At 69.8% G+C, this 22,906-nt stretch carries 22 protein-coding genes; 14 read left to right on the top strand and 8 right to left on the bottom strand.

Features of this window, described 5'->3' with window-relative positions; translation table 11 throughout:
* Window positions 1-3 precede the first annotated feature (3 nt).
* The 3 genes from P1K31_RS00265 (at window position 4) to P1K31_RS00255 (ending at window position 3,336) form a co-directional block, all read left to right on the top strand.
* Window positions 4-357 carry a DNA-binding protein gene (locus tag P1K31_RS00265; RefSeq protein ID WP_276304271.1) on the top strand — a complete coding sequence of 118 codons (354 nt, stop codon included), beginning with the start codon at window positions 4-6 and terminating at the stop codon, window positions 355-357.
* 96 nt (window positions 358-453) lie between these two features.
* On the top strand, window positions 454-1,758 hold the full coding sequence (hisS, locus tag P1K31_RS00260; RefSeq protein ID WP_276304270.1) for a histidine--tRNA ligase: 1,305 nt from the start codon (window positions 454-456) through the stop codon (window positions 1,756-1,758).
* A gap of 141 nt (window positions 1,759-1,899) precedes the next feature.
* A complete protein-coding gene (locus P1K31_RS00255) occupies window positions 1,900-3,336 on the top strand; it encodes a sulfatase family protein (RefSeq protein ID WP_276304269.1) in 1,437 nt (478 codons plus the stop codon).
* Window positions 3,337-3,372: 36 nt separating this feature from the next.
* Here P1K31_RS00255 and P1K31_RS00250 read toward each other — a convergent pair whose 3' ends face one another.
* Entirely contained in the window at window positions 3,373-4,821 is a 1,449-nt protein-coding gene (locus P1K31_RS00250; protein ID WP_276304268.1) for a sulfatase, read from the bottom strand.
* A 182-nt stretch (window positions 4,822-5,003) separates the two neighbouring features.
* Here P1K31_RS00250 and truA point away from each other — a divergent pair, with 182 nt between their 5' ends.
* From truA to P1K31_RS00220, 6 genes are all read left to right on the top strand, one after another.
* A complete protein-coding gene (gene truA / locus P1K31_RS00245) occupies window positions 5,004-5,807 on the top strand; it encodes a tRNA pseudouridine(38-40) synthase TruA (protein ID WP_276304267.1) in 804 nt (267 codons plus the stop codon).
* Between the two features lie 88 nt (window positions 5,808-5,895).
* Window positions 5,896-6,159 carry a hypothetical protein gene (locus P1K31_RS00240; RefSeq protein WP_276304266.1) on the top strand — a complete coding sequence of 88 codons (264 nt, stop codon included), beginning with the start codon at window positions 5,896-5,898 and terminating at the stop codon, window positions 6,157-6,159.
* 67 nt (window positions 6,160-6,226) lie between these two features.
* Window positions 6,227-8,017 carry an oligoendopeptidase F gene (gene pepF, locus P1K31_RS00235; protein WP_276304265.1) on the top strand — a complete coding sequence of 597 codons (1,791 nt, stop codon included), beginning with the start codon at window positions 6,227-6,229 and terminating at the stop codon, window positions 8,015-8,017.
* Window positions 8,018-8,071: 54 nt separating this feature from the next.
* Window positions 8,072-9,289: a proteasome-activating nucleotidase Pan2 gene (gene pan2 / locus P1K31_RS00230; RefSeq protein WP_276304264.1), complete on the top strand. Its 1,218-nt coding sequence runs from the start codon at window positions 8,072-8,074 to the stop codon at window positions 9,287-9,289.
* 408 nt (window positions 9,290-9,697) lie between these two features.
* On the top strand, window positions 9,698-10,168 hold the full coding sequence (locus P1K31_RS00225) for a pyruvoyl-dependent arginine decarboxylase (protein ID WP_276304263.1): 471 nt from the start codon (window positions 9,698-9,700) through the stop codon (window positions 10,166-10,168).
* A gap of 41 nt (window positions 10,169-10,209) precedes the next feature.
* A complete protein-coding gene (locus P1K31_RS00220; protein ID WP_276304262.1) occupies window positions 10,210-10,542 on the top strand; it encodes a DUF5811 family protein in 333 nt (110 codons plus the stop codon).
* A gap of 32 nt (window positions 10,543-10,574) precedes the next feature.
* Here P1K31_RS00220 and P1K31_RS00215 read toward each other — a convergent pair whose 3' ends face one another.
* The 4 genes from P1K31_RS00215 to P1K31_RS00200 form a co-directional block, all read right to left on the bottom strand.
* Complete coding sequence (locus P1K31_RS00215; RefSeq protein ID WP_276304261.1) at window positions 10,575-11,525, bottom strand: AEC family transporter; 951 nt, start codon at window positions 11,523-11,525, stop codon at window positions 10,575-10,577.
* 45 nt (window positions 11,526-11,570) lie between these two features.
* Window positions 11,571-11,759 carry a DUF8015 family protein gene (locus tag P1K31_RS00210; RefSeq protein ID WP_276304260.1) on the bottom strand — a complete coding sequence of 63 codons (189 nt, stop codon included), beginning with the start codon at window positions 11,757-11,759 and terminating at the stop codon, window positions 11,571-11,573.
* 133 nt (window positions 11,760-11,892) lie between these two features.
* Entirely contained in the window at window positions 11,893-13,713 is a 1,821-nt protein-coding gene (gene infB, locus P1K31_RS00205; protein WP_276304259.1) for a translation initiation factor IF-2, read from the bottom strand.
* 65 nt (window positions 13,714-13,778) lie between these two features.
* Window positions 13,779-14,351 carry a plastocyanin/azurin family copper-binding protein gene (locus tag P1K31_RS00200; protein WP_276304258.1) on the bottom strand — a complete coding sequence of 191 codons (573 nt, stop codon included), beginning with the start codon at window positions 14,349-14,351 and terminating at the stop codon, window positions 13,779-13,781.
* Between the two features lie 139 nt (window positions 14,352-14,490).
* Between P1K31_RS00200 and P1K31_RS00195 the strand changes: the two genes are divergently transcribed.
* Both P1K31_RS00195 and P1K31_RS00190 read left to right on the top strand, forming a co-directional pair.
* Window positions 14,491-14,730 carry a PRC-barrel domain-containing protein gene (locus P1K31_RS00195; protein WP_276304257.1) on the top strand — a complete coding sequence of 80 codons (240 nt, stop codon included), beginning with the start codon at window positions 14,491-14,493 and terminating at the stop codon, window positions 14,728-14,730.
* Window positions 14,731-15,183 carry an NOB1 family endonuclease gene (locus P1K31_RS00190; RefSeq protein WP_276304256.1) on the top strand — a complete coding sequence of 151 codons (453 nt, stop codon included), beginning with the start codon at window positions 14,731-14,733 and terminating at the stop codon, window positions 15,181-15,183.
* Here P1K31_RS00190 and P1K31_RS00185 read toward each other — a convergent pair.
* The 3 genes from P1K31_RS00185 to P1K31_RS00175 form a co-directional block, all read right to left on the bottom strand.
* Window positions 15,180-15,347, bottom strand: coding sequence for a CopG family transcriptional regulator (locus P1K31_RS00185; protein WP_276304255.1), 168 nt, complete (start codon window positions 15,345-15,347; stop codon window positions 15,180-15,182). The genes P1K31_RS00190 and P1K31_RS00185 overlap by 4 nt on opposite strands.
* A 59-nt stretch (window positions 15,348-15,406) precedes the next feature.
* Window positions 15,407-16,165, bottom strand: a complete 759-nt coding sequence (locus tag P1K31_RS00180) for a CPBP family intramembrane glutamic endopeptidase (protein WP_276304254.1) — start codon at window positions 16,163-16,165, stop codon at window positions 15,407-15,409.
* Between the two features lie 975 nt (window positions 16,166-17,140).
* Window positions 17,141-18,436: a phosphoglucose isomerase-related protein gene (locus P1K31_RS00175; RefSeq protein ID WP_276304253.1), complete on the bottom strand. Its 1,296-nt coding sequence runs from the start codon at window positions 18,434-18,436 to the stop codon at window positions 17,141-17,143.
* A gap of 165 nt (window positions 18,437-18,601) precedes the next feature.
* Here P1K31_RS00175 and P1K31_RS00170 point away from each other — a divergent pair, with 165 nt between their 5' ends.
* From P1K31_RS00170 to P1K31_RS00160, 3 genes are all read left to right on the top strand, one after another.
* Window positions 18,602-19,114 carry a DUF8056 family protein gene (locus P1K31_RS00170; protein WP_276304252.1) on the top strand — a complete coding sequence of 171 codons (513 nt, stop codon included), beginning with the start codon at window positions 18,602-18,604 and terminating at the stop codon, window positions 19,112-19,114.
* A gap of 49 nt (window positions 19,115-19,163) precedes the next feature.
* Complete coding sequence (locus P1K31_RS00165) at window positions 19,164-19,640, top strand: DUF5812 family protein (protein WP_276304251.1); 477 nt, start codon at window positions 19,164-19,166, stop codon at window positions 19,638-19,640.
* A gap of 376 nt (window positions 19,641-20,016) precedes the next feature.
* Complete coding sequence (locus P1K31_RS00160; protein WP_276304250.1) at window positions 20,017-22,818, top strand: bacterio-opsin activator domain-containing protein; 2,802 nt, start codon at window positions 20,017-20,019, stop codon at window positions 22,816-22,818.
* Window positions 22,819-22,906 lie beyond the last annotated feature (88 nt).

Here is a 22,906-nt window from a genome sequence, read left to right as displayed (position 1 = left end):
GCTATGCCCGACGAGGACGAACTCGAGGAACTCCGACGGAAGAAGATGGAACAGCTACGCGACCAGCAGGGCCAGGGTCAGGGCCAGGAGATGGACGAGGAGGCCATGCGGGCCCAGCAGGAGCAGGCCGAGGCCCAGAAGAAGGCCCTCCTGCGGCAGTACCTCACCGACGGCGCGCGAAAGCGCCTCAACACGGTGAAGATGTCGAAGCCCGAACAGGGCGAGCAGATCGAGCAGCAACTCGTCGCGCTCGCCCAGAGCGGCCGCGTCCAGGGACAGATCGACGAGGAGCAGATGAAACAGCTCCTCCAGGAGCTGACGCCGGACTCCAAGAGCTTCAACATCCGGCGGCGGTAGGCCGTCCTCCCGCCGCCCCCGGGCCGCCCCGCCGATCTCTGTCACGGCGTGGCGGGCGACCGCGTCGTTGAAGTGTCCGCTTTGCGATTTCCGCGTATGTACGAGCGCATCAAGGGGTTCCGTGACTTCTACCCCGGCGCGATGGCAGCCCACCGGCAGGTCGTCGACACGGTCGAGTCGGCCGTCGCCGGCTACGGCTTCCGCGAGATCGCCACGCCCGCCCTCGAACGCACGCAGCTGTACGTCGACAAGAGCGGCGAGGAGATCGTCGAGGAGCTCTACTCCTTCACCGACCACGGCGGCCGCGAGGTGTCGCTGACGCCCGAGCTGACGCCGACGGTGGCGCGGATGGTCGTCGAGCGCCACCAGGAGCTGTCGAAGCCCATCAAGTGGTACTCGACGCGCCCGTTCTGGCGCTACGAGGAGCCCCAGCAGGGCCGGTTCCGCGAGTTCTACCAGACGAACGTCGACATCTTCGGCTCCGACGCGCCCGAGTCCGACGCGGAGATCCTCGCGGTCGCCGCGGACGCGCTCACCGACTGCGGGCTCGACGCGGACGACTTCGAGTTCCGCGTCTCCCACCGCGACATCCTCGGAGGCGTCCTGCGATCGATGGACGCCGACGTGGACGTTCCCGCGGCCATCCGCGCCGTGGACAAGAGCGAGAAGATCGAACGGGCGGCGTACCACGACCTGCTGGTGGACGCGGGGCTCGACCTCGCGCAGGCGCAGTCGTTCGCGGACCTGCTGGACGCGGGCGACCTCGACGCGGTGGTCGAGTTCGCGGGCACCGACGAGGTGGCGGCGGCCGTCGAGAACCTGCGCGAGGTGCTCGCCGCCGCCGAGGACTTCGGCGCGCGGCGGTACTGCACGCTCTCGCTCGACACGGCGCGCGGGCTGGACTACTACACGGGCGTCGTCTTCGAGTGCTTCGACTCCACCGGCGAGGTCGGACGGGCGGTCTTCGGCGGCGGGCGCTACGACGACCTCATCGAGAGCTTCGGCGGCCAGCCCACGCCCGCGGTCGGCTTCGCCGTCGGCGTGATGAACTCGACGCTCCCGCTCCTGCTCCAGCGCGCGGGCGTCTGGCCCGAGGAGGCCGTCTCGACGGACTACTACGTGCTCTCGGTGGGCGACACGCGACCGGTCGCCGCCGAGGTCGCCCGCGACCTCCGCGCGCGCGGCAACGTCGTCGAGGCGGACGTCGCCGGGCGGAGCTTCGGCGCGCAGATGGGATACGCCGACTCCATCAACGCCGAGACCGTCGTCATCGTCGGCGAGCGCGACCTTGAGAACGGCGAGGTGACGGTGAAGGACATGGAGAGCGGCGACCAGACGGCGGTCCCGCTCGCGGAGTTCCCGGGCGAGCGCGACCGCCCGACGTACGACGACTACGCCTGACGCTTCGACACCGTTCGGAGTACGGTGGCGATGCCGCTGAAACGGCTCGGACCACCGACTCGCAGTACTGACAGTATCACCGGAACACTACCGACCGCTCCACCCGTCAGAACTACCTCCGCCGCGGCCCGTGACTAGACGATGCCCGACCGGAGGCCGAACGTCCTGTTGTTGTTGACCGATCAGGAGCGGGCCGACCTCGTCTCGCCAGAGGGTCTGTCAGTCGAGACGCCGACCGTCGACCGCCTGCGCGGGGAGGGGTTGTGGTTCGACCGGGCGTACACCCCGATCAGCATCTGCACGAGCGCGCGGGCGTCGCTGCTGACGGGGCTGTACCCCCACGCCCACGGCATGCTGAACAACAGCCACGAGGCCGACGCGATCCGGCGGGACCTGCCGACGGCCCTCCCCACGTTCGGCGAACTGCTCGCCGACGCGGGCTATGAGAACAGCTACGTCGGGAAGTGGCACGTCGGCCAGGACAGGGGACCGGAGTCGTTCGGCTTCGACTACTTCGGCGGCAGCGACAGGCACCACGACGACCTCGACGACCGGTTCCGCCGGTACCGCGAGTCCCTCGGCGTCGAGGTCGGGGCGTCCGACCTGGAGGAGCCGATCTACACGGCGGGGGAGCACCCGACGCTCGTCGCGGCGACGACCCCCGCGCCCCCCGAGGCGACGCGGGCCTACTTCCTCGCCGAGCGGACCATCGACGCCCTGGAGCGGTGGGCGGCGGCCGACGGCGACGGGCCGTTCTTCCACCGCACGGACTTCCTCGGGCCACACCACCCCTACGTCGTCCCCGAACCCTACGCCTCGATGTACGATCCCGAGGACGTCGAGCCGTGGCCGACGTACGCGGAGACGTTCGACGGGAAGCCGCGAGCGCACGCGAACTACCCCGACTACCGCGGCGTCGCGGACTTCGACTGGGACACGTGGGCGGCGGCCGCGGCGAAGTACTTCGGCTTCATGACGTTCATCGACGAGCAGATGGGCCGCGTGCTCGACGCGCTCTCCGACCTCGGCCTCGACGACGGGACGGCGGTCGTCCACGCTTCCGACCACGGCGACTTCACGGGGAGCCACCGCCAGTTCAACAAGGGGCCGCTGATGTACGAGGAGACCTACCGGATCCCGCTCGTCGTCCGGCGATCGGGGGTCGTCGAGCCGGGGACGCGGTCGGACGCGTTCGTCCGCCTCCAGGACCTGATGCCGACGTTCCTCGACTGGGCCGACGTCCCGCCGCCCGAGGGCCTCCACGCGCGGAGCCTGACGCCGCTACTCGACGGCGAGGTCCCGGACGACTGGCCCGACTCGACGTACGCGCAGTACCACGGCGACGAGTTCGGCCTCTACTCCCAGCGGATGGTCCGGACGGAGCGCTACAAGTTCGTCTACAACGCCCCGGACCGGAACGAGCTCTACGATCTCGAGGCGGACCCCCACGAGCTTCGGAACCTGATCGACCACCCCCACTACGAGGAGGTGCGCCGCGAGATGGCCGCGCTGCTAGTCGAGTGGATGGAGGCGGTGGACGACACGCTGCGCCGCTGGGCCCCGAAGACGCTGTCGTGATCGGGGAGTCGGCTCCGCCGCCGGGCGCGCCGGGCGCTACAGGTAGCCGAGGTCGGCGAGCCGCTCGCGGGTCCCGGCGGACATCGACACCTCGCCCGCGACCTCGGCGTGCTCGAACGAGCCGAGCCAGTCGTCGAGTCGGCGGGCGAGCGACCGCGTCCGCCCGGGGGCCTCGGCCGCGAGGTTCGCGGTCTCCTCCGGGTCCTCGTCGACCCGGTAGAACCACTCGGTGCCGTCTCCCCCCCGGATGTACTTCTCCTCCGCCGTGCGGACGGCCCGGAGCGTCCGGTCGAACGCGCGGACGCGGTCGGGGATCGAGCCGAAGCGCGCCTCGAGCGCTTCGGGCGACGGCTGCGGACCGAGGTACTCCGCGAAGACAGCGGACCGCGGCGGATCGGACGCCGTCGGGTGGAGCGACCGGCCCTGCGCCTGGTCGCGCAGTTCCGGCGCGGCGAGCCCGGCCGCGTCGAGCAGCGTCGGCACGAGGTCGAGCGTCTGTACCAGTTCGTCGCGGCGGCCGCCGCGGAACCCCCCGCCGTGGATCACGAACGGGACGTGCAGCAGGGTGTCGTGGAGGTCGTACTGGTGGCCGAGAAAGCCGTGATCGCCGACGTTCTCCCCGTGATCACCGAGCACCACGAACACCGTCTCCTCCCACTCGCCGGCCGCCACGAGCGCCGCGCGCAACCGGGCGAGGTGGGCGTCGAGCGCCGCGAGCTCCCCGCGGTAGAGCGCCGCGAGGAGTTCGAACTCCCGCTCGTCGAGCGAGTACGCCCCGACGTCGTAGGCCCGCGGGTCCTGCCTGATCCGCATCGCCTCCTCGTAGCTCGCGTCCGGCGGCAGGTAGCGTTCGGCGAACTCCCTCGGCGGTCGGTACTCGATGTGCGGCTCGATGTAGTTGAGAAAGAGGAGGAACGGGGCGTCCTCGTCGCGGCCGCGTAGCCAGCGCTCGACCCAGGCGGTCGTCCGCTCCGCGCCCTCGTCGTCGGCGAGTTCGTTGTAGAGGACGTTCACGGCGTTCACGAGGGGGTTCCCCTCGAACAGCCTGTCGCGGGCCGCTCGGATCTTCGCCATCGGGTGTTCCGCCCGGACCACCTCCCCGAGGTCGACGTCCGACTGGACGTACTGCCACCCCCGTCGGAGGGTCCCGAAGCCACGGTCGAAGCCGAACTCCTCGGTGATCCAGGTGTTGTTCGAGAGGCCGACCGTCTCGTACCCGCCGTCGCGGAACGCCTCGGCCAGCGTGCGCAGCGACCCGTCGAGGACGGTGTGCCCGCCGTGAGCGCCGTGTCGGGAGGGATACGTCCCGGTGAACAGCGACGCGTGCGACGGCAGGGTCCACGGCGCGGTCGAGAACGCGCGGGTGAACTCGGTGCCGTCGTCGGCGATGGACGAGAGCGTCGGCATCGGGGACGCGGCGGCCGGGACGGTGTCCCGGCCGCGCGCAGTATCGAGTACGGTCACGACGACGTTCGGTCGGCTCATCCTCGCACTCCCGCCCCGTCCCGGCGACGTTCGATCTCGATACCGGCCGGTTCGCGCCCGTCCTTCGCTACCATGTCAACGGGGAAAGTGGTCCTCCGCTCGTTTTGCCTTTGCGGCGGCATACGCAAGGAATTAGCGTATCCGACCGGTCCGCTCATTACCGCGGCGCGGCGATTCGGACCATGCGAGCGTTCCGGGTAGCGTACGACGGCACCGCCTACTCCGGCTTCCAGCGCCAGCCGGACGCCCCCACCGTCGAGGGCGAACTGTTCGCCGCGCTCGTCCGCCTCGGCGTCCACGATCCGGACGACCGTCGCCCCCCGGGGTACGCCGCCGCCGGGCGCACCGACGCCGGCGTCTCCGCGGTCGCCCAGACCGTCGCGTTCGAGACGCCGGACTGGCTCGCGCCGCGCGCGCTGAACGGCGAACTCCCCGGCGACGTGCGCGCGTGGGCGAGCGCCGACGCCCCGGCGGGGTTTCACGCCCGCCACGACGCGGCGCTCCGCGGGTACACCTACCACCTCCACGCTCCGGACGCGGATCCCGACCGGGCGCGCGCGGCCCTCGGCGCGCTCTCGGGTACCCGCGACTTCCACAACCTCACCCCCGACGCGGAGGGGACGCGCCGAACCCTCGACGCCGCGCTCGCCGCGGAGGGGCCGTACCTCGTCGTCAGCGTCGAGTCGCCCGGGTTCGCCCGACAGCTCGTCCGGCGGGTCGTGGGGATGGTCGCCGCGGTGGCGCGGGGCGAGCGCGACCTCGCCTTCGTCGATCGTGTGCTCTCCGCGGAGGCGCTCTCGGGGCCGGACGGCGTGGCCCCCGCGCCGCCGGAACCGCTCGTGCTGACCCGCGTGGACTACCCCGACCTCGACTTCGCCGCCGACGAGCGGGCAGCGGCGAGCGCCCGCGAGGTGTTCGAGGCGCGTCGCGTCGAGCGGCTGACCGGCGCGCGCGTCGCGGAGACGGTGCTCGACGGGATGGCGTGACGGTCGAACCGACGGACGGCACGATCACGTTACGGGGATCGGGACCGTCTGACGCAAGATTATTACTGCACCAACGTAACAGTAAAATATGTCTACGATCAGTACGGGTCGCGGCCGCGTTCCCCAGACCGTCGGGGCGCTCTCGCTCGGGAGCGTGCTCGTCGCCATGGGCCTCACCGGGATCGTCGAGGTCGCGTCCGCCCTCTTCCAGTTGCACGCGTACCTGGGGCTGACGGGGGTGCTGCTCGACTCGGTCGTCCCCGTGGCGGTCGTGTCCGTCCTCGCCCTCGTGGCCGGGTGGATCGTCCTGGGCTACGGGCTCGTCGAACTGCTCCGCATGGGAACGGGGTGACGTCCGCCCGACGGCGGACCGGTTCGAATGGCGAGGTTCTTAATGCGAGACGGACTAACGCACGGCCATGAGTACCGTCCCCGATCGAGGCGAGGTCGCCGAGGAGCACAAGTGGAATCTCGACGATATCTTCGCGAGCGACGAGGAGTGGGAGGCGGCCTTCGAGGAGGCCGAGGAGCTCATCGAGGACCTGGAGGCCTACGAGGGTCGGACCACGGAGGACGCCGCCACGCTCCGCGAGGTGCTCTCCGTCTACGAGCGGACGATGCGCACCGTCTCGAACGTGGCGGCCTACGCCCGGATGCGCTCGGACGAGGACACGCGCGACCAGGAGTACCAGGCGCTGTTCGCCCGGGCGCAGTCGCTCGTTTCGAACGCCCAGAGCGCCGCGAGCTACATCGAACCGGAGCTCCAGGCCGAGAGCCGCGAAACCATCGAGGCGTACGCGGAGGAGGAGCCGGCGCTCGCCGAGTACGACCACTACTTCGACGACGTGCTCCGGATGAAGCCCCACACCCGCTCGACGGAGGTCGAGAACCTCCTCGCGGAGCTCGGCGAGGTGACGGGCGCGGCGGGCGAGGTCTACACGATGCTGACGAACGCCGACATGGAGTTCCCCACCGTCGAGGACCCCGGCGGGGAGCCCGTCGAGATCACCCAGAGCAACTTTACGAAGCTGCTCAAGCACCCGGACCGCGAGTTCCGCCGGACGGTCCACGAGTCCTTCTACGGGGAGTGGGAGACGGTCCGTAACGCGGTCGGCGCGGCCTACAAGAACAGCGTCAAGGCGGACGTGAAGCTCGCCCGGGCGCGGAACTACGACACCGCGCGCGAGGCCGCCCTCGACGGGCCGAACGTCCCCGTCGAGGTGTACGACACGCTCGTCGAGGCCGTCCGCGAGAACATCGGGACGCTGCACGGACACGCCGAGCTGAAGCGCGAGGTACTCGGCGTGGAGGAACTCGAGATGTGGGACCTCTACGCCCCGCTCGCCGCGGGCGAGAGCCCCGAGGTACCATACGAGGAGGCCAAGGAGCACGTGATCGAGGCCGTCGCGCCGCTGGGCGAGGACTACCGGGAGCGGCTCGCGGAGGGCCTCGAGTCGCGCTGGGTCGACGTCTACGAGAACCGCGGCAAGCGCTCGGGGGCGTACAGCGGCGGGACCTACGACTCCCAGCCGTACATCCTGCTCAACTACCAGGACGACATCGCCTCGATGTTCACGCTGGCGCACGAACTCGGCCACTCGCTGCACTCCGATCTCACCAGCGACGAGCAGCCGTACGTCTACAGCGGCTACGAGATCTTCGTCGCCGAGGTGGCGAGCACGGTCAACGAGGCGCTGCTGACCCACCACCTGCTCGAGACCGTCGACGACGAGCACTTCCGCCGGCACGTCCTCGACGAGTACCTCGAACGGTTCCGCTCGACGCTGCTCCGCCAGACGATGTTCGCGGAGTTCGAGCACGCCGCTCACGAGCTCGCCGAGGAGGGCGAGGCGCTCACGCCCGACCGCCTCGACGGACTCTACGGCGACCTGAAGCGCGCCTACTACGAGCCGGCGCGCGTCGACGAGCACATCACCCGCGAGTGGATGCGCATCCCCCACTTCTACCAGTCGTTCTACGTCTACCAGTACGCGACGGGCATCAGCGCCGCCGTGGCGCTGGTGGATCGCATCCTCGAGGAGGGCGAACCGGCCGCGGAGGACTACCTGCGCTTCCTGCGCTCCGGTTCTCGGGAGTATCCGCTCTCGCTCCTTCGGGGGGCGGGCGTCGACATGTCCAGTCGTGCCCCCATCGAGACAGCCCTGGAGACGTACAACGAGTACCTGGGGGAGTTCGCTCGAATAACGTAAGGCTGACGGGACCCAAAGTCACTTTTAGCTCAGATGCGTACGTTCGATACCCCTATGTCACGCAGCCCCTCGTTGCCGGATCGCCCCCAACTCGAACTCAGCCCCGAGATGTCGCAGACCGAGCGGCTGGACGCGCTGCAGGATCACTTCAGCCGTCTCGTGGCGGTGAACGAGCAGCTCGAAGCGCAACTGGACGACGCCCGATCGCGACGGGACGCGCTCCGCGACGACGTCGACGAGCTCCAGCGGGAGAACGAGGCGCTCAAGTCGGCGGCGCGGTACATCGCCACCGTCGAGGAGATCGCGGACGACGAGGTGGTGCTCAAGCAGCACGGGAACAACCAGGAGGTGTTGACGGACGTCCCCCCGGGACTGCGCGACGACCTCGAGATCGACGACCGCGTCGCGATCAACGACTCGTTCACGATCCAGCGGATCCTCGAACAGGAGACCGACGCCCGCGCGCAGGCGATGGAGGTCACGGGGCGACCCGACGTCACCTACGCGGACATCGGCGGACTCGACGAGCAGATCCTCGAGGTGCGCGAGGCCGTCGAGGAGCCCCTGCTCAACCCGGAACAGTTCGACTCCGTGGGGATCGAGCCGCCGGCGGGCGTGCTCCTGCACGGTCCCCCCGGCACGGGCAAGACGATGCTCGCGAAGGCCGTCGCCAACGAGACCGACGCGACGTTCATCAAGATGGCCGGCTCCGAACTCGTCCAGAAGTTCATCGGCGAGGGGTCCCGGCTCGTCCGCGACCTCTTCCAGTTGGCGAGCGAGCGCGAACCGGCGGTGATCTTCATCGACGAGATCGACGCGATCGCGTCGAAGCGGACCGACTCGAAGACCAGCGGCGACGCCGAGGTCCAGCGCACCATGATGCAACTGCTCTCGGAGATGGACGGCTTCGACGAACGCGGCGAGATCCGCATCATCGCGGCGACCAACCGCTTCGACATGCTCGACCGCGCCATCCTCCGCCCCGGCCGCTTCGACCGACTCATCGAGGTGCCGGAACCCGCGCACGAGGGACGGAGGCGGATCCTCGAGATCCACGCCGAGGGGATGGACGTAGACGACGTGGACTTCGACGCGCTCGCGGAGCGCACCGAGGGGCTCAGCGGTGCCGACCTCGCCAGCCTCGTCACCGAGGCGGGCATGTTCGCCATCCGCGACGACCGCACCACCGTCACCATGCGGGACTTCGAGGACGCCCGCGCGAAGATCACCGACGAGGACGACTCACCCGGGACGCCGGTCGCCTTCTACTGAACCACCTTTTCCTGCGGTCGCTGACGGCCGACCCGCTTCGCGGTCGGCCGCGGCTCCCTGGGAAAAGCTGGATCAAAACCCTCGTCGCTCCCTCTGGTCGCTCCTCGGTCCGCTCGCTCACTGCGTTCGCTCGCGGTACAGCGCGCTGGCGTCGGCGGTAGTGATGAGGTCAGTCGTCCGTACCTTTATATCCGAGAGCGGGACCAGCGTCCGTGTGACCTGAGAGTCGCCGCGGGGCGTCTGCGGTTGTGCGACCCCACGCCCCGCGAACCGGATCTCGCCCGCGGCGTCGCCCGTTCGCCAAAGCCGGGTACCACGCTCCCCGCGCCTCTCGCGGTCGGTGAGCGCCCCCGTCGAACGTCCCCGCGAAGCGCAACCGCTTTTCGCGCGCTCCCCCTCGTACCGGTAATGGGACTGATTCGAGTGGTGCGCGGCGCGGCGAGCGGCCCCACGCGGATGGCGTCGTACGACGCCGCGCTGGCGGAGGCGGGGATCCACAACTACAACCTCGTGAGCGTGTCGTCGGTCATCCCCGCCGGCGCGCACGTAGAGCGCGTCGGCACCGCCCCCGATCTGGGACCGGCGGGCGAGCGCCTGACCGTGGTCGAGGCGCGCGCGACGGTCGCCGAGGGGACGGCCGTCGCGGGCCTCGCGTGGACGACCGAGGCGAGCGGCCGCGGGATCTTCTACGAGGCCGCCGGAAGCGACGCGGCGACCGTACGAGCGCGACTGGAGGAGGGGCTTGCCGCCGGGCGGGCACTCCGGGACTGGGCGTTCGTCGACGAGGGGCGCGAACTCGTCACCGCCGACGCCGACGCGGAGGGGTACACGACCGCCGTGGCGCTCGCGGTGTACGGCGAGAGCGTCCCGCTGCTCTGAGCCCGCACCCTTTTTATCCTCTCGCACCCAGGGTCGGGCGAATGCACGGTAACTCACCCTACGCGGGCAATCCGACGGAGGCCGACTTCACGCCGGAGCAGGTCGAAACGCTGCGCGCGGACCTCACCGCGATGACGGAGAGCGTGCGCGCCCTCCTGCCCGACGAGTTCGCGGTCGGCTCGGAGCTCCGGGAGGGGCTCTCCGGCCCCGAGGCGACCGTCGCGGTCCAGCCGCCCGTGGGGCGCGTCGTCTCGACCGGCGTTCCCACGGACGCGACCGAAGAGGAGCGCGTCGCCCTGATCCACGAGCTCGCCGCCGGGGCGGCCATCCAGGTGAAGCACGCGGTGGACGACGTCGCGCCGACGGCCGGATAGGGCAGCGAACGCGACGCGTTCGATCACGTTCCTCACACGATCACTCCCGATTGCAGGAGCGCGATGAGTGCCGTCAGCGTCACCGTGCTGAGGAGCGTCGAGGTGAGCACGGCCGCGCTGACGAACTCCGCACCCGACAGTCCCTCCGCCTCCGGGCCGAACTCGATGAGCAGGATGAGCGGCGTGACCGCCACCGGCGTCGCGCACTCGAGGACGAACACCCTCGCCGCGGTCGCGTTCGCCGGGGCGAGCGCGAGGACGATGACGACGGCGACGACCGGAGCGACGAGCAGTTTCAGCCCGTTGACGGCGCTCACGCTCCCGAGCGCCGCCCGCACGTCGGTCCCGGTGAGTTCGACGCCGAGCATGAGGAGCATGAGCGGGATCGCGCTGTCGCCGACGAGCTTCAGCGTCTGCATCGCGCTGCTGTCCGCGGGCGGGAGGACGCCCAGCCAGCGCAGCCCGATGGCGGCGAACACGGCGTAGACGAGCGGGATACCGAACACCTGCCGAACCCCGCGTAGCGGGTTGCCGCCGCCGCTACGCGCGGCGATGTAGACGCCGAGGGTGTACACGATGACGCTCTGGACCGCGGTGAAGAGCACGGCGGTACTCCGCCCGACGGCACCGAACGCGAACGTCGACAGCGGAATGCCGAAGTTGCCGCAGTTAGCGAAGGCGCTCGTCAGTACGAAGGCGCTGAACAGCGGTTCGCCGTCGGCGGCGAACCGACCGACCGCCGCGGCGATCGCGATCATGACGAGGATGAACGCGGTCACCCCGACCGTGAGTTTCGCGATCGTCGCGCCGTCGAGCGTCGTCGTGGCGAGGCTGTGGAAGACGAGCGCGGGGGCGAAGACGTAGACGACGACGGTGTTGAGCGGACCGACGTCGAGACGTTGCGTGCGACCGAGGAGATAGCCGACCGCGCCGATGGCGATGACGGGGGCGATGGCCGACGCGAAAATCGAGACGAGCGCCACAGCGCGTCCGTCGGAGGCGGGGAGTACAAGCGTTGTGTTCGACGCTCACTCGCGAGGGGGGTCGACGAACAGGGCGTATCCGACGAGACCGGTCGCCGGGACGCTCCCGATCGCGAGGCCGACCGCGACCGGAATCGCGAACGCGAACCCGACGAGGCCGCCGACTGCGAGCGCGACCGCGACCGCTGCGAGCAGTGCGTCGTACCGACAGTGAACCGCGGCGCTCTCGGTCATGGCACTAGGACGGACGAGCGCCGGCTAATTAATAGTTATTACCGGCGCACTTTAATTTCGTCTCTCGTCTCCTGTCTGAAAGGACGGTGGAGGATCGTCGGGCTGGGGTGGGTCGGTCGCCGACGGACGGGGGTCACTTCCCCCAGAAGGGATCGACCTTGCGACGTCGCTCCAGGTACTGGCTGAGCGCCTCGCGCTCGTCGGCCGGGATGTCCGAAATCAGTTCCTGCTCGAGGATCTTCGCGTGTTTCTCGGGGAGTTCCGTCCAGAGTTCGTCGCCCTCGTCGATCTGTCGGCCGACCGTGGGGCCGTCGATGGCGGCGGCGACCTGTTCGCCGCTGCGCGCCTCGTCGACGTCCTCGCCCTGGGCCTGCAGGCTCTTGAGGACGCCCACGCGACGCGGGGTGTTCCCCTGAAAGGCGACGACCGGCGAGTTGCGCCGGAGCGTCCCGGAGGCGACCTCGACGCCGACGACGGCCGGGTTGCTCTGTCGGAAGACGTGATCCTCGAGGACGCGGAACCGGCAGGGGCGAGAGATCTTGTCCATCACCGCGGTCTGCTGGGCGCGCTCGATCTCCGCGACGAACTCCTCGTACTCGTCGACCAGCTGGTAGATGACGTCGTCCTCGAACACCCTGATGTCCCGCTCCCGCGCCTGTTGTTCGGCGTCCGGTAGCACGTCGACGTTGAACGCGAGGATGACCTCGTGTTTCGGGTCGTCGGCGGTGCTCGCGACGGCCACGTCTCGGGGGGCCACGTCGCCGACCTCGGCGCGGACGATGGGCACCTCCGCCTCCTCGAGCGCGTTCGCGATCGCCTCGAGCGAGCCGAGCGTGTCCGCCTTGACGACGATGCCGTTCTCGGCGGTGTCCACCTCGATCTCGGCGAGTTCGGCCTCGACCGCCGCGACGACCTCCTCGACCGGCCGACCGCGAGCGACCCTGACGGGCGCGCCCGCGATGGCGTCGTCGAGGTCGGGCGCGGCGATCTTCACGCCCGCCGCCGCCGTCACCTCCTCCACCTGCTCGAAGCGCTTCTCGGTGCGGATCTCCGCGAGCGGGCGCGGTTGCAGCAGCGCGCGCACCTCGGTGACGATGGGTTCGTTCTTCCCCCCGACGACGATGGTGTCGTCGGTGCGGACGACCCCGTCGTAGAGCACGACGTCGAGGGTCGTCCCGAACCCGCGCTCCTCCTTGACCTCGAGGACCGTCCCGGCCCCGGGCCCGGAGAGGTTCACCTCCATGTCCTCCTTCATGTAGCGCTGGGACAGACCCATCAGGACGGTGAGCAGGTCCGGGACGCCCTCGCCCGTCAGCGCGCTGACGGGGACGACGCCGATGTTCCCGCGGAAGTCCTGCACGCGCCAGTACATGTCGGCGGAGAAACCGTTCTCGCTCAGTTCGCCGATGATCTCGTAGAGCCGCTGGTTGAGCGTGTTCTCCGCTCGGTCGCTCTGGGCGTCGATCGTCCGGAGCGTCGGCGCGTCCTCCTGGGGGTTCCACCCGGGCGTCGTGTCGATCTTGTTGGCGGCGACGACGAACGGCGTCTGGGTGCGCTTCAGGATGTCGAGCGCCTCGAGCGTCTGGGGCTGGAAGCCGTCGTTCACGTCCACGACGAGCACGGCGATGTCGGCGAGCGCCCCGCCGCGGGCGCGCAGCGTCGAGAACGAGTGGTGCCCGGGCGTGTCGATGAACAGCAGGCCGGGCAGGTCGAAGTCGGAGGGGTCGATGAGGCTGCCCGCGAGCTCGGAGATGACGTCGAGGGGGACCGCCGTCGCGCCGATGTGCTGGGTGATCGCGCCCGCCTCGCCCTCGATGACGGCCGACCCGCGTATCTTGTCCAGGAGGCTGGTCTTGCCGTGATCGACGTGGCCCAGTACCGCCACTATCGGCGTCCTGAGACCGCTACCCTCGCCGTCGGCGTTCGGGCCGGTGGTGGTGTCCGTGTCAGACATAAAGAGAGACCCCTTGTATAGCTACACCTCGTCGCTCCGGTTAAGTCTTTCAGAAGCGGTCCGGCTCAGCGCACCGTCAGTGACCCGCGCATCCCCGCGGACTGGTGCGGGATGCAGACGTACTCGTACTCGCCCGCGACGTCGAACGTGTGGGTGTACTCGAACCCCGTGTCGTAGAGCTTCGAGTCGTCGCCCGGCGTCCCGGTCCACTCCGCGCCGTCGGGCTGTGCGGTCGGCTTCACGTTGTGACCGTCGTCCTCCCAGCGCCAGCGGACGGCGTCGCCGGCCTCGATCTCGACCGACTCGGGGTCGAACCGCAGTTCGTCGCCCGGCCCGACGGTCACCACCACGGCGGGGGAGTCGGCTCCGGACCCCGTCTCGTTCCCGGTCGACTCGTTTCCGGTTCCGTTCTCGGTCCCGTTATCGGCCGATCCGTTCCCCGTCTCGTTCTCCGCCCCCGTGCCGTCGGTCGCGTTTCCGTCGCCAGTCGCGTTCCCGTCGTCGGTCGCGTTCGTTCCGTTCGTCCCGTTTCCGCCGGACTGCGAGCCGTTCCCGTCCTCGCCCTCGTCGCCGAGGCACCCGGCGACGCCGACGGACGCGACCACCAGTCCGCGCCTGAGTAGTGTTCGTCGATCCATACCGTCAGAGACGGCTATAGGTACTTAATTAATGTCACGATACGGTCCGCAAGGACAGGTTAGTGCAGGTGCGACGGGAGACGACGCGCGTCCGACACCTCCACCGAGTTTATATCGTATCGACGGGAACGGTGCGGTGATGGCAGAGATACTGGCGGAGAACCTCTCGGGCAAGGACGTCATCGGCTCCGATGGCGCGAAGCTGGGACAGCTGTACAACATCACGATGGATCTGAAGACGGGCGCGCTGAACGAACTCGTCGTGCAGCCCCAGGGCCACGTCCACGAGATCGGCTTCGAGGAGGACGAGCAGGGCAACCTGCTCGTGCCGGTCAACGCCGTGCAGGCCGTCAAGGACCACATCGTCATCCGGCGATAGATGCGCGTTCTCGACGCGTCCGCGTTCATCCGCGAACACGCCGTCGACGGGCCGACGGCGACGGTTCCGGGCGTCAGAGAGGAGCTCTCGGGGCGGAGCGTCTACCGCTTCGACGCCTTCGAGGGATCCGGGATGCGCGTCCACGTCCCGAGCGACGCGTCCGTCGAGCGCGTCCGACGCGCCGCGACCGGGTCGGGCGACCGCGGCGTGCTCTCCGCGACGGACGTGGCGCTGCTCGCGGCCGCCCTCGAACTCGACGCGACGCTCGTCACCGACGATTACGCGATGCAGAACGTCGCGAGCCGACTCGACCTCTCGGTCGAGACCATCGAGCGAGAGGGCATCTCCGAGGAGCGCGCGTGGACGTTCCAGTGTACCGGCTGCGGTCGCACGTTCGACGACCGTGAGGACCGCTGTCCGATCTGCGGAAGCGAACTGACCCGAAAGCGCTAGTCGCCGTCCGTCTTCAGCTCCACCCCGCCGCCGGCCTCGAGGCTCTCGAGCCCCGCCACGATGAGCTGACGGAGGACGTCCTCCTGCCTGATTCCGTACTCGTGGGCGAGAGACTCGACTTCGCGCGCCAGGTGCTCCTCGCAGAGCAGGGTGTACCGCCGCATACGACGGGAGTACCGTCGCGCGGGCCATAAACACCGGTCAGACGCCCGTCTGTCGCGGGTCAGACCCCGCCGCCGACCCCCAGATAGGCGATGAGGAACTGCGAGGCGTTGTAGAGACCGTGGATCAGCGCGGGAACGACGAGCGTCCCCGTGAGCTCGTAGAGCGTCCCGAGCACCAGCGAGAGGACGAAGATGGCCCCGAGCGTGGCGGCGACGGCCAGCGGCGACCCCGAGAGCCCGAAGACGTGAACCGGCGCGAAGATGGCGCTCGTCAGCGCGACCGCGCCGACGGGGCCGACGGTCTCCCGCAGGCGACCCTGGATCAGGCCGCGGTAGAGGAGTTCCTCGGCGGGGCCGACGAGGACGACCGAGAGGACCGCGAGCACCAGCAGGAGCGACGGGCTGCCGAGGCCCGTGGCGACGATGTTCGACTCGGCCAGTCGGATTCCGAGCGCGTCGAAGAGGACGTCGAGTCCGAACAGGACCCCGAGCAACCCGAGGAAACCGACGACGACCACCGCGAGGTCGCGCGCCGTCGGCGCGCGGACGCGGAGGAGGTCGCGCCGACCGGAGCGGTCGACGTAGACGGCGACCGCGCCGCAGTAGCCGACCCCCTGGATCGCGAACGTCCCGAGGAGCACGAGCAGCGCGCGGTCGTCGAACAGGGCGACCCCGGCCGACTGCAGGAAGACGGCGACGACCGCGAGCGTGACGTTGCCGACGGCGTAAGCGACGAGCGCGATGCCGACCGCGAACGAGAGCGCCCGCAGCCGCTCGTCGAGGCCGGCGCTCGGCGTCGCGTCGGTCGCCCCGCTCATCGCGTCCCCCCGACGGCCGACCCGACGCCGCGCTCGCTCATTGGCCGGCGTACGGCCACCCCGCGAATAGGTCTTTTGCGATCCGCTCAGGGGAGGGTTCGACTAAATCATGGGGGGAATAGATGTCTCGGGACGGAACGCCCCGAACGCCCCTCCCGCTCGACGGTTGGGTCAACAACGTCCGGAAAGCTCTCGCGCTCGAAGGCAGGGGACAGAGATCACCTCTAGAGCCCTCACCCACGTAACTAACCGCAAACGGAACACCTCGAAAGCCCTCGGGCTCTCGTGACTCCGGGCCTCGCTGTCGCCGAAAGGCGCTTCGCGCCTTTCGAGATGACGAGAGAGCTACGCTCTCTCGAACCACGCTCCTCGCTTCGCTACGGTGCTTACGTCGGCCGGGAGCCGACGGGAGCCCTCGCCCTTTCAGTCCGCCAGGAGACTCGTCGTACTCGTCTCCTGAGTCCCCGTTCGCTCGTTGCACTCGCTCACGGAGACGCCAGGGGACAGCACCGCACAGTACGCCTGCCTTTCCCCGGATCGGGCGACGAGACGCCCTCTCGGCCACACTGCCGGGCGCGCTCTGGTGCGTGCGCGACGGAGTTGGGTAGGGAACCCTGGTGTTCCCGTGAGCGAGCACCGCGAGCGAACGGGGGCACAGGAGACGAGCTACGTGAGTCTCCTGGCGGACTGAAAGGGCGAAGGTCCTGGACGAAGTACGACACCGCAAGCACCGCAGGCGAACGACCGGCGTTCCCGCGAACGGAGTGAGCGGGAACGCGCTGGACGAGCGTAGCGAGTCCAGCGGTGGGAGTGAGCCGAGGAGCACAGCGTGTGGCGCACGAGTCCAGAGCGCGAGGGCTTTCGAGGCGGTTTCTCCCTACTCGGATTAGAGGAAGTTCGATCGAGATCGCCGCGCGGCGAACGCGTTCGAGGTATCGAACGCCGCCACCGATTGAACGCCACTGCGCTCGTCGTTCACTCGATCACGAGTCGTTCCTTCCCGGCGACGGCCTCGGCCTCCTCGAAGTCGCCCCCGCCGAGCAGGCCGCGGGCGGCGCGCTTGCCCCACTCGACGGCGGGCTGGGTGAACGTCGAGACGCCCATCAGCTCCCCGGCGAGGACGCAGGCGGCCTCCGCGTCGTAGAGCAGCCGGCCGAGCGATTCGGCGTCGAGGGCGTCGATCTCGATCCGGACGTTGGGGAGGCCCGCCGCCGCGAGGCTGGCCTCGGTCGCCTCGAACTCGGCGTCGAGCAGCGTCCCGAGGTCGGAGCCGCCGAGGTACGACAGCCCCTCGATGCCCGTCTCGGGGATGGCGCGCTCCGGGCGCTCCCGCGGGCGCACGAGCGTGACGTGCTTGTCGCGGCGACCGGCGCGGTAGAGCTGGAGCTGGGAGTGCTGGTCGGTCGCGCCGAGCGCGCGGACGGGCGTCTGTCCCAGCCCGTCCTTGCCCAGGCTCTCGGCCCACAGCTGGGCGAACCACTCCGCGAAGTACTCGAGGCGCTCGGCGTAGGGCATCAACACGTTCGTCGTCGCGCCGCGCACCTCGAGGGCGTGGCAGGCCGCGCCGTAGCCGTAGGCCGGGCACTCGTAGAGGCTCGGCGCGAGGGCGTCCATCCCGGCGCGCCCCCCGGCGAGCAGCCCGTCGAGGTCGTGACCCTGGATCGCCGCCGGGACGAGGCCGACCGACGAGAGGACCGAGAAGCGGCCGGGGACGCCCTCGGGCACGTCGAGGGCGGGCAGGCCGTGCTCGTCCGCGAGCGCGCGCAGGGGGCCGTCCTCGCCGGTCGTGACGACGGTGCGCTCGGTCCAGTCCACCCCGGCGTCGGCCATGGCCTCGCGGACGACGAGGAAGTTCGCCAGCGTCTCAGCGGTGGTGCCGGAGCGCGAGACGACGTGGACGGCCGTCTCGGAGAGCGGGAGGGCCGCGAGGAGCTCGTTCGCGCGGCGCGGATCGACGTTGTCGAGGACGTACGCGTCGGCGTCGCCGCGGCCGAGGGCGGCCGAGACCGTCGCGGCGCCGAGGGCGCTCCCGCCGATGCCGACGGTGAGGACGGCCTCGCTGTCGGCGAGCGGGGCGACCGCGCGCTCGATCTCGGCGGCGGCGGTCGTCTCGGGGAGCGCGAGCGCGGCGTACCCGAACTCGCGCTCCTCGACGCCGCGCTCGATGCGCTCGTGGGCGCGTGCGACGCAGTCGTCGAGGCGGTCGAGCGAGTCGCGGGAGACGCCCGGGCGGGCGATCCCGGCGAGCGCGTTGCCGATGTCGAGGTGCATGTGCGTGGACTCGCCGCGGGGGGTGATAGGTATACTGTCGGCCGGTCCGGCGTGACGGTCGTGGACACGCCCCGGGGCGTCCGCTTCGTTCAGTGACGCCCTGCCGACGATACGAACCGACGCCGGACCGGGCCGCTTAATCGGCGGGGCCGCCAACGGGCGCGCATGAGCACGGCGACCGAGGAGCGGACCTATCGCGGACTGTTCGGGGCGTTCCCCTACGCCTTCCGGTCCAGCGACTCCCTCCTGTTCAAGCTGTACGTGGTCGTCGGCGGGTTCCTCGCGTTCGCCGTCGGCTCGCTGTTCGGCCTCGCGCTCGTCGTCCTCCTCGGGAGCACCGCCGCGGCCGGCGCGGGATCGTTCACGTTCGTCCGCCCGCTGTTCATCGTCGTCGGCCTGTTCGCCGTCGCGCCGCTGCTCGCGCCCGTTCTCTTCGTCGCGCGACACCACCGCCGCGGGACGCACGACGCGCGCTACGACCGCCTGTTCGCCGCGACGGGGTTCCTGTTCATCCTCTCGCTCTACCTCGCGGCGGTCATCACGACGCCGGCGGACCAGCAGGCGCGGAGCGCGGGGGCGGTCGCCGTACTCCTCTACTCGCTTCCCCGCCCCGTCGGACTCCTCCCCCCGATCGCCGTCGCCGTCGGGATGTACCTCCTCCACCGCCACCTGCGCTGACTCGGCGACTCCCGACACCGACAAGGCCCGCGCTCGCCTATCCCGGGACATGACGGAGACGCAGGACGAGAAGGAGGGAACGTTTCTCGTCACGCACGCCGAGGCGGACAGCGCCGTCCTGAAGGACGTCCACGACGGCCAGGTGCACGCGCTCGCGGAGAACCCCGGCGTCGAGGAGCGCGACGTGCTCGACGCGACGCTCGCGCCCGAACCGCCCCTCCGGGTCGCCTGGCGCGTGGTCGACGTCGAGTCGCGCCGCTCGCTCTCGATCGAACGGAGCGACGAACCGCCCACCGCCCAGGAGCGCGAGATCGCCGCCCACCAGGAGGTGGGCGAACTCACCCGTCGGGACCGCGCGGGCGTCGGAGAGATCCACGTGCTGTCGGTCGAACCCGAACGCGTCAGGGAGGCGGTCGACGACGTCATCGACGACGAGGGGACGCCCAGTCGCGCGGCCCGACTGGGCGTCGCCCGGGTCGAGGTGCGCGCGGCCGACGGCGTCGTCAGCGTTCGGTACCTCCCCTAACCGACTGTAAGCCCTCTCTAACCGTCGAACCGTCCGGGGAAGGCCCGCTCGCCGCGCGCGTCGTGCGACCACAAAACATACGTTACCGTGACTCACCCGGAGGTATAGAGGTCAGTCCTCGAGAATGAGTGGTGTAATATTCGGCATAGCCCCGTCACATTTCGAAGAGTGTCACCAGTTACAGACATATATATACATGAAATCGGGTCGTTTTACGCCCGATTGTATTCATATATCCACTTTCAAGCCGAATGCTTTATCCGGGTAGAACAGAGCGATTTAAGCGATGATTTCGGGCCGGGTTACGAACGACACTGCGGTTACCGCACTCCGCGTCCTGTCGGTGGGAACCTCACATACCGGTGTAGCGGACCGGGTGGAGGGACTTACCGTCGGGCGTGTCGCAACGGCGGCCGAGGGGTTAGATCGGATAAGCGGAGGTGGTCGCATCGACTGCGTCGTCTGCGGTTCCGAACTGCCGGACATGACCGGCGCGGAGTTCGTCGATCGAGTGAGGACGCTCGACATCGAACTCCCGGTCGTGATCGTCTCGGAGGACGACGTGACGATCGCGGACGCGCTCGCGGCGGGCGCGACCGACGTCGTGCGCTCGAACGGCGTCGTCGACGACGCCGTCCTCCGAACGCGGGTTCGCAACGCCATCCGCGCGCACGGTCGGTCCGAGACGTTCGAGTACGCCGAGTCGCTCTCCTCGCTGCGCCAGGACGCGCTCGAAGGTGCCCCGCTCTCGACGCTGTTCGATGACGCGCTCTCGCTCGTCGTGAGCGCGCTCGGCGCGACCCGCTGCGGACTGTTCGAGCGCCGCGACCGCGAGGACAGCCTGGTGCTCCGGGCGGGCGTCGGGTGGGACGACGACGCCATCGACTCGACGCGCGCGCGCCCGAACTCGCTCGCCGTCGCCGCGCTCGGCGGGAACGAGGTGTACACCCACGAGGCCGACGGCGAGGTGCAGACCCTCGCGGTCGGCCTCTCGGTCGGCGACGAACCGTGGGGGGCGCTCGCCGCCGTCGCGCCGGACGACGCGGTGTTCACCGAGCCCGACACGACCGTCCTCGAGGACGTCGCCAGGGTGCTCGAACCCGCCATCGAGCGCCGCAGGCGGCAGCGCGAACTGAAGCGCTACGAGACGATCGTCGAGACGATCGACGACGGGATCTACGCGCTCGACCTCGACTACCGCATCACCGAGGCGAGCGACGCGCTCTGTTCGATGCTCGGATACGATCGGGAGGACCTCGTCGGGCTGGACGCCCGCGAGCTCATCGAGCTCGACATCGACGACATCGACTGCTTCGCGGACGCCGACGATCGGAACGGACAGCTGGTCGGGTCGTGCGAGGTGGAGTTCACGACGGAGAACGGAACGGTACCGGTCGAGACCCACTACTCGGTCCTGTCGGAACCCGGTGAGGGGGAGATCCTCGGCGTCGTCCGAGACCTCTCGCGCCACCGCCAGTACGAAGGGACGCTGACGGCGCTGAACAACTCGATGCACGGCCTGCTCCGGACGGAGTCACGGGAAGAGGTGAGCGAGCGCATCGTCGACACGGCGAGCGACGTGCTCGACCTGCCCGGCGTCGCGGTCTACCTCTTCGACGGGACCACCGGGCGTCTCGAGCCCACGAGCGTCTCGGAGACGATGACGTCGATGGTCGGCGACCTCCCGGCGCTGGATCCGAGCGACGGTTCGCTCGCCTGGCGGGCGTTCGTCACCGGGGAGGAGCTACACAGCGACGACGTCCGCGAGACCGACGCGGTGTACAACGCCGATACCCCCTTCCGTAGCGGGCTGTACGTCCCGCTCGGCGAACACGGCGTCCTCGTGGCCGAGTCGACCCGCACCGCCGCGTTCAGCGAGACGACCGTCGAACTGACCGACCTGCTCGCGGCGAGCGCGGAGGCGGCGCTCAACCGCGTCGAGCGCGAGACGCAGTTGCGCGAGCGCGACCGCGAACTCAGCGACCAGAACACGCGCCTGACGGGGCTCAAGCAGACGAACGACATCATCCGGGCGATCGACCGCGCGCTCGTACAGGCCGACACGCGAGAGGAGATCGAGCGGGCCGTCTGCGACCGGCTCGCGACCGCGGACAACTTCGCGTTCGCCTGGATCGGTACGCCCGGTGCCGAGGGAACGGCGCTCGAGCCGCGCGTGTGGGCCGGACACGAGCGGGGGTACCTCGACACCGTCTCGCTCTCGCTCGACGAGCCGACGGAGCCCGCCGCGCGGGCGACGGTGACGCGAGAACCGGCCGTCGTCTCCCAGGTGACGAGCGGCTTCCGTGCCGAGCCGTGGCGGCGGGCCGCGCTCACGAACGACTACCTCTCGATGCTCGCGGTGCCGCTCGTCCACGGCGACGTCCTCTACGGGACGCTCGCCGTCTACGCCGACGAACAGGGGGCGTTCGACGAGATGACCCGGACGGTGTTGAGCGAGGCGGGCGAGACGATCGCCAACGCCATCAACACCGTCGAGACCCAGCGGACGTTGCTGGCCGATCGCGTCACCGAGCTCGAACTCTCGATCGACGAACCGGACCTCTTCCTGCGGACGCTCGCCACCCATCTCGGGACGCGGCTCGTCGTCGACGACATCGTCAACGAGTCCGGCGGCGCGTCGCTCGTCTTCCTCACGGCCGAGGACGCGGACGCCGAGGCGCTGTCGTCGCTCGCCGACGAGTTCGTCACCGTCGAGCGCGCCGACGTCATCGCCGAGCGCGACGAGGGGATCCGGTGCGAACTGCGTCTCACCGGGACCACCATCGCCTCGACGCTCACCGACTACGGTGCGATCACGCGGGAGCTCGCCGCGGACGCGAACGGGATCCGGGCGGTCATCGAACTGCCGTACGACGCCGACGTGCGTGAGTTCGTGGAGTCCATACAGGCCACGCACCCGAACACCGACCTCGTCGCCCGACGCAACCAGACCTCCTCGGTCCAGTCCGAGCGCGACGTTCGCGCGGGCGTGACCGAGCGCCTCACCGATCGCCAGTACGAGGTGGTCCGGACCGCCTACGCGAGCGGCTTCTTCGAGTGGCCCCGCGACCGGACGGGCCAGGAGGTCGCGGCGTCGCTCGACATCTCACAGCCGACGTTCAACAAGCACCTCCGCTCCGCGGAGCGTAAGCTGTTCTCGATGCTCCTCGACGATTAGCACCGATGACGACGCACCGCTCACGACGATACCGGTCGGACCGCACCTCGACGCCCCCGACGGGCCGTGCCGTCCGCCAGTCGCTCCC

Source organism: Halomarina halobia (genome assembly GCF_029338575.1).
In the GTDB taxonomy this organism is placed as follows: domain Archaea; phylum Halobacteriota; class Halobacteria; order Halobacteriales; family Haloarculaceae; genus Halomarina; species Halomarina halobia.
The sequence above is the reverse complement of the archived record's forward strand: the minus strand, read 5'-3'. Positions and strand labels throughout refer to the sequence as shown.

Excerpts from the sequence above, each read along its gene's own strand:
- P1K31_RS00265 (WP_276304271.1), top strand. The coding sequence starts at position 4 with ATGCCCGACGAGGACGAACTCGAGGAACTCCGACGGAAGAAGATGGAA.
- hisS (WP_276304270.1), top strand. The coding sequence starts at position 454 with ATGTACGAGCGCATCAAGGGGTTCCGTGACTTCTACCCCGGCGCGATG.
- P1K31_RS00255 (WP_276304269.1), top strand. The coding sequence starts at position 1,900 with ATGCCCGACCGGAGGCCGAACGTCCTGTTGTTGTTGACCGATCAGGAG.
- P1K31_RS00250 (WP_276304268.1), bottom strand. The coding sequence starts at position 4,821 with ATGAGCCGACCGAACGTCGTCGTGACCGTACTCGATACTGCGCGCGGC.
- truA (WP_276304267.1), top strand. The coding sequence starts at position 5,004 with ATGCGAGCGTTCCGGGTAGCGTACGACGGCACCGCCTACTCCGGCTTC.
- P1K31_RS00240 (WP_276304266.1), top strand. The coding sequence starts at position 5,896 with ATGTCTACGATCAGTACGGGTCGCGGCCGCGTTCCCCAGACCGTCGGG.
- pepF (WP_276304265.1), top strand. The coding sequence starts at position 6,227 with ATGAGTACCGTCCCCGATCGAGGCGAGGTCGCCGAGGAGCACAAGTGG.
- pan2 (WP_276304264.1), top strand. The coding sequence starts at position 8,072 with ATGTCACGCAGCCCCTCGTTGCCGGATCGCCCCCAACTCGAACTCAGC.
- P1K31_RS00225 (WP_276304263.1), top strand. The coding sequence starts at position 9,698 with ATGGGACTGATTCGAGTGGTGCGCGGCGCGGCGAGCGGCCCCACGCGG.
- P1K31_RS00220 (WP_276304262.1), top strand. The coding sequence starts at position 10,210 with ATGCACGGTAACTCACCCTACGCGGGCAATCCGACGGAGGCCGACTTC.
- P1K31_RS00210 (WP_276304260.1), bottom strand. The coding sequence starts at position 11,759 with ATGACCGAGAGCGCCGCGGTTCACTGTCGGTACGACGCACTGCTCGCA.
- infB (WP_276304259.1), bottom strand. The coding sequence starts at position 13,713 with ATGTCTGACACGGACACCACCACCGGCCCGAACGCCGACGGCGAGGGT.
- P1K31_RS00200 (WP_276304258.1), bottom strand. The coding sequence starts at position 14,351 with ATGGATCGACGAACACTACTCAGGCGCGGACTGGTGGTCGCGTCCGTC.
- P1K31_RS00195 (WP_276304257.1), top strand. The coding sequence starts at position 14,491 with ATGGCAGAGATACTGGCGGAGAACCTCTCGGGCAAGGACGTCATCGGC.
- P1K31_RS00190 (WP_276304256.1), top strand. The coding sequence starts at position 14,731 with ATGCGCGTTCTCGACGCGTCCGCGTTCATCCGCGAACACGCCGTCGAC.
- P1K31_RS00185 (WP_276304255.1), bottom strand. The coding sequence starts at position 15,347 with ATGCGGCGGTACACCCTGCTCTGCGAGGAGCACCTGGCGCGCGAAGTC.
- P1K31_RS00180 (WP_276304254.1), bottom strand. The coding sequence starts at position 16,165 with ATGAGCGGGGCGACCGACGCGACGCCGAGCGCCGGCCTCGACGAGCGG.
- P1K31_RS00175 (WP_276304253.1), bottom strand. The coding sequence starts at position 18,436 with ATGCACCTCGACATCGGCAACGCGCTCGCCGGGATCGCCCGCCCGGGC.
- P1K31_RS00170 (WP_276304252.1), top strand. The coding sequence starts at position 18,602 with ATGAGCACGGCGACCGAGGAGCGGACCTATCGCGGACTGTTCGGGGCG.
- P1K31_RS00165 (WP_276304251.1), top strand. The coding sequence starts at position 19,164 with ATGACGGAGACGCAGGACGAGAAGGAGGGAACGTTTCTCGTCACGCAC.